This is a genomic window from uncultured Oscillibacter sp., assembly GCF_910587525.1.
Taxonomy (GTDB): domain Bacteria; phylum Bacillota; class Clostridia; order Oscillospirales; family Oscillospiraceae; genus Oscillibacter.
This window is the reverse complement of the sequence record NZ_CAJULS010000132.1, coordinates 1-6,348: the sequence shown is the minus strand read 5'-3', so window position 1 is coordinate 6,348 and position 6,348 is coordinate 1. Positions and strand designations below refer to the sequence as shown.

The window sequence follows — 6,348 nt, the reverse complement described above, 5'->3', positions numbered from 1 at the left end:
GGCGTTGATCTCCTCGCTCTCGTCCAGCTCGGGGAGCAGGCCCCGCTTTTTCAGCGCCTTTGCGCCGATGGTGGCCATGTCCATCAGGGTCTGAGGCCGCCGGGCGGCCGTTTCCTCGCCGTAGACCTCCGCCCGGGCGGCCAGATAGCGGTCATAGGCCGCTTTCACGGCGGGGTCGTCGATCCGGATTTCGTCCAGATGGGTGGAGAAGGTGGTGTGGCGGCAGTGGTCGGACCAGTAGGTGTCCACCACCCGCACCTCGGTGATGGTGGGGTCCCTGCGCTCTGTGTCCCGGAAGCAGCCCTGGAGGAATTTCAGGTCGTCCAGGTCCATGGCAAGGCCCAGCCGGTCCAGCAGGGCGGCCAGGGACGCTTCGTCCATGGCGGTAAAGCCCTGGACGGTCTCCACGTGGCCGGGAATCTCGTGGCTTTGGACCAGGGTCTCCGGTTTTTCCAGGGCGGCCTCCCGGCACTCCACGGGGTTGATGAGGTAGCCCTTGATCCGCGTCAGCTCCTCCGCCGTCAGATCGCCGGAGAGAACGTAGATTTTTGCGCATGCGATCAGGGGCCGCTCCCCGCCCGCCATCAGCTGGACGCACTGGGCGGCGGAGTCCGCCCGCTGGTCGAACTGCCCCGGCAGGGCCTCCACCGCCAGGACGGTGTGGGGGCCCTCCGGCAGGGGGAAGCTCTCCTCATAAATGAGGTCCACCTGGGGTTCGGAGAAGACGATGGACTTGGCCCTTTGGAAGACCTCCTCCGAAAGGTTTTCCACGTCGTAGCGGTTCACCAGCCGCAGCCCGGTGAGAGAGGAGACGCCCAGAATGGTCCGGAGCTCCGTTAAAAGCCCCTGGGCCTCCAGCCGGAGGGCGGGCTTTTTTTCTGCGTATACGCGTCTTACCATGTTCAGCCCTCCAGGGCCCGGAGGGCCCGCCGTCCGATGTCGTGCCGCAGGTATTTCCCCTCGAACCCGATGCGATTCGCGGCGGCGTAGGCGTCCTTCAAAGCGGCTTCCAGGGTGTCCCCGGCGGCGGTGACGCCCAGGACCCGGCCGCCGCTGGTCACCAGCTTCCCGCCGGACAGCTGGTCTCCGGCGTGGTAGACGGTGACGTTTTCGGGGAGGTCCTCCGGGATGGAGAGCTCCTTCCCCTTTTCATAGCTGCCGGGATAGCCGCCGGAGGCCAGAATGACGCAGGCGGCGGCGCCGCCGTGCCACTCGACCGTCAGGTCCCCCAGGGTTTCGTTCTCCACGGCCTGCATGACCGTCAGCAGATCCGTTTTCAGCAGGGGGAGGACCACCTGGGTCTCCGGGTCGCCGAAGCGGCAGTTGTATTCGATGACCTTGGGCCCGTCGGGGGTCATCATCAGCCCAAAATACAAACAGCCCTTGAAGGGACAGCCCTCCGCCCGCATGGCGGCCAGGGTGGGGAGGAAAATCTTCTCCATGCACTCCGCCGCCGTCTCCGGCGTGTAGCAGGGGTTTGGGGCCACGGTGCCCATGCCGCCGGTGTTCAGGCCCGTGTCGCCGTCCCCGGCCCGCTTGTGGTCCATGGAGGAGACCATGGGGGCGATGGCGGTCCCGTCGGTGAAGGCCAGAACGCTGACCTCCGGGCCCGTCAGGAACTCCTCAATGACAATTTCGTTGCCGGAGTCGCCGAAGGCCTTGTCCTCCATAATGGACTTCACGGCGGCCTCCGCCTCCTGGAGATTCTGGGGGATCAGCACGCCCTTGCCCAGGGCCAGGCCGTCGGCCTTGACCACGATGGGGAAGGAGGCGGTTTTCAAATAGGCCAGGGCCTTGGCGGGATCATCGAAGACCTCGTACCGGGCGGTGGGGATGCCGTATTTCTTCATCAGGTTCTTGGAGAAGACCTTGCTGGCCTCGATGCGGGCGGCCTTGGCGTCGGGCCCGAAGCAGGGGATGCCGGCCTCGTGGAGCCGGTCCACGCACCCCAGGGCCAGGGGGTCGTCCGGGGCCACCACGGCGAAATCAATGGCGCGGGATCTGGCAAAGTCCACGATTTTGTCAATGTCCTTGACTCCGATCTCTGGCACGCACACCGCGTCGGCGGCGATGCCGCCGTTGCCCGGCAGGGCGTAGATGGTCTCAACCTGGGGATTCTCTTTCAGCTTCTTGATGATGGCATGTTCGCGGCCTCCGCCGCCGACTACGAGCAGATCCATAAATGTACCTCACATGAGTGAAATCTGGGCTCCTTTTTGATTCCCGCAGGGGAGGGGGGGTTGTCTTCCTTTGGGAGACCCGCCCAGCGGGACGGGGGTTCCGTCGCGGGCGGGGACGGGGGTTGTGCCGCTTTGCGGCACGGAATGCACCAGCCATCATCATGGCTGAATCCTCCCCGCCCGCAAGGGCGAGCAATCACTTTCCTCAGTGGTGGAATAACCGCATCCCGGTAAAGCACATGGTCATGCCGTACTTGTCGGCCGTCTCAATCACATTGTCATCCCGAATCGACCCGCCGGGCTGCACAATGTACTGCACCCCGCTCCGCCGGGCCCGCTCCACATTGTCTCCGAAGGGGAAGAAGGCGTCGGACCCGCAGGTGACGCCGCCCATCTGCGCGAGCCACTCCTTTTTCTCCTCCCCCGTCAGGGGCTCCGGCCGGGTCTGGAAGGTCCTCTCCCAGCTTCCATCCGCCAGCAGCCACATGCTCTCCTCGTCTGAGAGGTAGCAGTCAATGGCGTTGTCCCGGTCCGGGCGGCGGATACCGCCGGTGAAGGGCAGGGAGAGCACCTTGGGGTGCTGGCGCAGATACCAGCTGTCAGCCTTGGCGCCGGCCAGACGGGTGCAGTGGATGCGGCTCTGCTGGCCGGCTCCCACGCCGATGGACTGCCCGTCCCTCACGTAGCACACGGAGTTGGACTGGGTGTATTTCAGAGTGATGAGGGCCACGATCATGTCAATTTTCGCCGCCTGGGGCAGGTCGCGGTTTCGGGTGACGATATTGCCCAGGAGGCTCTCGTCAATTCTGTACCCGTTCCGTCCCTGCTGGAAGGTGACGCCGTACACGTCCTTGTACTCCACGGGGTCGGGCACATAGGCCGGGTCGATCTGCACCACGTTGTAATTGCCCTTCTTCTTGGTTTTCAGGATCTCCAGGGCCTCGGCGGTGTAGCCCGGGGCGATGATGCCGTCGGAGACCTCCGCCTTGAGGTAGGCGGCGGTGTCCGCGTCGCACACGTCGGACAGGGCCGCCCAGTCGCCGTAGGAGCAGAGGCGGTCCGCCCCCCGGGCCCGGATGTAGGCGCAGGCGATGGGGGAGAGGTCTTTGTCTGTCTCCACGAAGTAAATTTTTCGCTCGGTCCCGCTGAGGGGCAGGCCCACGGCGGCCCCGGCGGGGGAGACGTGCTTGAAGCTGGCGGCGGCGGGGAGGCCTGTGGCCTCCTTCAATTCCCGGGCCAGCTGCCAGGAGTTCAGGGCGTCCAGAAAGTTGATGTAGCCCGGCCTGCCGTTGAGCACGGTGACAGGCAGATCACCGCCCTGGCGCATGAAGACGCGGGAGGGCTTCTGGTTGGGGTTGCAGCCGTATTTCAGTTCCAGTTCCGTCATAGTTCGCGCTCCTTATTGCAGGAACAGCTGTTCCGCATATGTTTTTAGGTTTTCTGCCGCCGGCTTGGAAATCTCCAGCAGGGCGGCCCGGTCTCCGCCGCCGTCCAGGTCCATGGAAAAGGACAGGTAGTCCAGGGCAATGACGGGACAGCAGTCCTCGTCGGGCATATTGGCCAGGTCAAGGCAGTAAAGGGCGCCGCCGCCCTCCTCTCCCCAGCCCAGGGGAACGAGCCCCGCCTGAAACAGGGCGGGCTCGGCCAGAGTGCTTCGAAATACCGCCAGAGGGTCGTCGGGCCGGACGTCGAAGAAGCCGGGTGCGTTCAAAAAGTGGCAGTCTGTGGAGAGAAACGCCCGCAGCAGAGGCGGCAGGGATACTCCCCATTTCCGCTCCAGGGCGTCCAGGGCCTCTGGCCGGGTGGGGGCGGGGATCAGCTTCCACTGAAACCAGCCCCGCCCGTCGGTGAGGCCGGTGCGCATCTCCGGCGGGACGCCGGGGAGAAATGCCCCGTCGGACTGGGCCTGCTTTTCATAGGCCGTCTCATAGCAGCGGCGGACAAAGGCGGCCTGTTCAGCCTGTGTCATGCCTCCTCCTCCGCCACTCCCCGGCACACCATCTCCGCCGCCTGGGGCAGGAGAATCCACTCCGCCTGCTCCATCACCCGGCGCTGGAGGGTCTCCGCCGTGTCCTCCGGCAGGACCTCCACTGTCTTTTGCAGCAGGATGCGCCCGCCGTCGGGGATCTCGTTCACCAGGTGCACCGTGGCCCCGGTGACCTTCACGCCCCGGGCCAAAGCGGCCTCGTGGACCCGGAGGCCGTACATCCCCTTCCCGCAGAAGGCGGGGATCAGGGAGGGGTGGACGTTCAAAATGCGGTCCGGCCAGCGGCTGACAAACTCCTCCGACAGGATGGAGAGGAAGCCCGCCAGAATGATGACGTCCACCCGGTAGGCCGCCAGCTTGATATTCAGCGCCGTCTCAAAGGCGGACTGGCTCATGGCCCTTCGGGCCACCACGGTGGCGGGGACGCCGTGGTTCCGGGCCCGCTCCAGGGCGTAGGCACCCTCGCTGCTGGCGCACACCAGCACGATCTCCCCGTGGGGGAGCTTTCCCGCCTCCTGGGCGTTCAGCAATGCCTCCAGATTGGTTCCGCCGCCGGAGACCAGCACGGCGATTCTCTTCTTGTCCATACTCATACCACAGGGGGGCAGACCTCGCAGAAGGCGACGCCCGCGTCTCCGGGGCACACGCCGCCCACCTCCGCCGCGTCCGGCTCTCCAGCGCCGCGGAGGATGGCCAGGGCCTTGTCCGCCTGCTCCCGGGGGACGGCCAGCACCATGCCAAGGCCCATGTTAAAGGTGTTGTACATGTCGCGTTCGGAGATGTTCCCCCGTTTGGCGATGAGGTCAAAGATGGGCATCCGGGGCAGCATGGCCGCGTAGAAATGCGCCTCCAGCCCCTCGGGCAGCATCCTGGGCACGTTTTCGTAGAAGCCGCCGCCGGTGATGTGGCTGGCTCCGTGGAGGTCGATGCCGCCCTCCAGCAGAGCAAGGACAGGTTTGACATAGAGTTTGGTGGGGGCCAGAAGCGCCTCTCCCAGGCTCTTGCCCCCCAGCGCGTCCATGGGGGCGGCGAGGTCAGTGCGCTCAATGTCAAAGACCTTCCGAACCAGGGAGAAGCCGTTGGAGTGGACGCCGGAGGAGGTGAGGCCGATGAGGGCGTCTCCCTCCTGAATCCTGCTGCCGTCGATGATTTTGGACTTGTCCACCACGCCCACGGCAAAGCCTGCGATGTCGTAGTCGTCCGGGTCCATGACGCCGGGGTGCTCGGCGGTCTCGCCGCCGATGAGGGCGCAGCCGGAGCGGACGCAGCCCTCCGCCACGCCGGAGACGATGTCCGCCACCTTCTCCGGCTCGTTTTTGCCGATGGCGATGTAGTCCAGGAAGAAGAGGGGCTTTGCCCCGCAGCAGATGATATCGTTGACGCACATGGCCACGCAGTCGATGCCGACGGTGTCGTGCCTCCCCAGCAGCTGGGCCAGGCGCAGCTTGGTGCCCACGCCGTCGGTGCCGGAGACCAGCACGGGCTCTTTCATGCCGGCCAGGTCCGGGGCAAAGAGGCCGCCGAAGCCTCCGATGCCGGAGACCACGCCGGGGATCACGGTCCGGGCCACGTGCCGCTTCATCAGCTGCACGCCCCTGTACCCGGCCTCGATGTCCACGCCGGCGGCGGCGTAGGCGGCGGAATGGGAGTTTTCCATGGTAAACCTCCGTTTTGAATTTGGGGATATTTCGTGCGGGAACCGCCGCCCCCGGCGGCCTCCGCGTCATTCCTTTCCGGTCCAGCAGTAGGTGCAGATTTTCTCCCGGTCAATGCCGATGGCCTCCAGCAGCCCCTCCAGGGACTGATACCCCAGGGAGTCAAAGCCCAGCTTCTCGCAGATGCGCCTGAGCAGGCACTGGCCCCGGCCGGTGGATGCGTCGGCGTACTCCTCCAGGTGCTCCTGGCCCTCGTCCCCCTCCAGCTCCTGGACAACGCGCCGGGCCAGCAGGTCCATATCCGAGTTGCCCCGGGAGAAGTTCAGATACTTGCAGCTGAACATGATGGGGGGGCAGGCGGAGCGCATGTGGACCTCCTTGGCCCCGGACTCGTAGAGGAATTCCACCGTCTCCCGCAGCTGGGTGCCCCGGACGATGGAGTCGTCCACAAAGAGCAGCTTTTTGTCCTGAATCAGCTCCGGAACCGGGATTTGCTTCATTTTGGCCACCTGGTTGCGCACGTCCT

The 6,348-nt window shown here is 65.5% G+C and carries 5 protein-coding genes and 2 pseudogenes; all 7 read right to left on the bottom strand.

Annotated features, from left to right (window positions below):
• Window positions 1-900: pseudogene (locus QZ326_RS10655) on the bottom strand (phosphoribosylformylglycinamidine synthase); the annotation flags it as partial.
• A gap of 2 nt (window positions 901-902) precedes the next feature.
• Window positions 903-2,180: a phosphoribosylamine--glycine ligase gene (purD, locus tag QZ326_RS10650; RefSeq protein WP_295744997.1), complete on the bottom strand. Its 1,278-nt coding sequence runs from the start codon at window positions 2,178-2,180 to the stop codon at window positions 903-905.
• Window positions 2,181-2,385: 205 nt separating this feature from the next.
• The gene (locus QZ326_RS10645) at window positions 2,386-3,567 is read right to left on the bottom strand and encodes a phosphoribosylaminoimidazolecarboxamide formyltransferase (RefSeq protein WP_295744995.1); all 1,182 of its coding nucleotides are present in this window, start codon (window positions 3,565-3,567) and stop codon (window positions 2,386-2,388) included.
• Between the two features lie 12 nt (window positions 3,568-3,579).
• Window positions 3,580-4,149 carry an SMI1/KNR4 family protein gene (locus QZ326_RS10640; RefSeq protein WP_295744994.1) on the bottom strand — a complete coding sequence of 190 codons (570 nt, stop codon included), beginning with the start codon at window positions 4,147-4,149 and terminating at the stop codon, window positions 3,580-3,582.
• Window positions 4,146-4,754 carry a phosphoribosylglycinamide formyltransferase gene (gene purN / locus QZ326_RS10635; RefSeq protein ID WP_295744991.1) on the bottom strand — a complete coding sequence of 203 codons (609 nt, stop codon included), beginning with the start codon at window positions 4,752-4,754 and terminating at the stop codon, window positions 4,146-4,148. The genes QZ326_RS10640 and purN overlap by 4 nt, the downstream gene beginning before the upstream one ends.
• Window positions 4,755-4,756: 2 nt before the next feature.
• Window positions 4,757-5,824, bottom strand: a complete 1,068-nt coding sequence (gene purM, locus QZ326_RS10630; protein ID WP_295744989.1) for a phosphoribosylformylglycinamidine cyclo-ligase — start codon at window positions 5,822-5,824, stop codon at window positions 4,757-4,759.
• A gap of 66 nt (window positions 5,825-5,890) precedes the next feature.
• Window positions 5,891-6,348: pseudogene (locus tag QZ326_RS10625) on the bottom strand (amidophosphoribosyltransferase); the annotation flags it as partial.

Bases quoted from the DNA above. Each gene is read 5' to 3' on its own strand.
- purD (WP_295744997.1), bottom strand. From the start codon at position 2,180: ATGGATCTGCTCGTAGTCGGCGGCGGAGGCCGCGAACATGCCATCATC.
- purN (WP_295744991.1), bottom strand. From the start codon at position 4,754: ATGGACAAGAAGAGAATCGCCGTGCTGGTCTCCGGCGGCGGAACCAAT.
- QZ326_RS10645 (WP_295744995.1), bottom strand. From the start codon at position 3,567: ATGACGGAACTGGAACTGAAATACGGCTGCAACCCCAACCAGAAGCCC.
- purM (WP_295744989.1), bottom strand. From the start codon at position 5,824: ATGGAAAACTCCCATTCCGCCGCCTACGCCGCCGCCGGCGTGGACATC.
- QZ326_RS10640 (WP_295744994.1), bottom strand. From the start codon at position 4,149: ATGACACAGGCTGAACAGGCCGCCTTTGTCCGCCGCTGCTATGAGACG.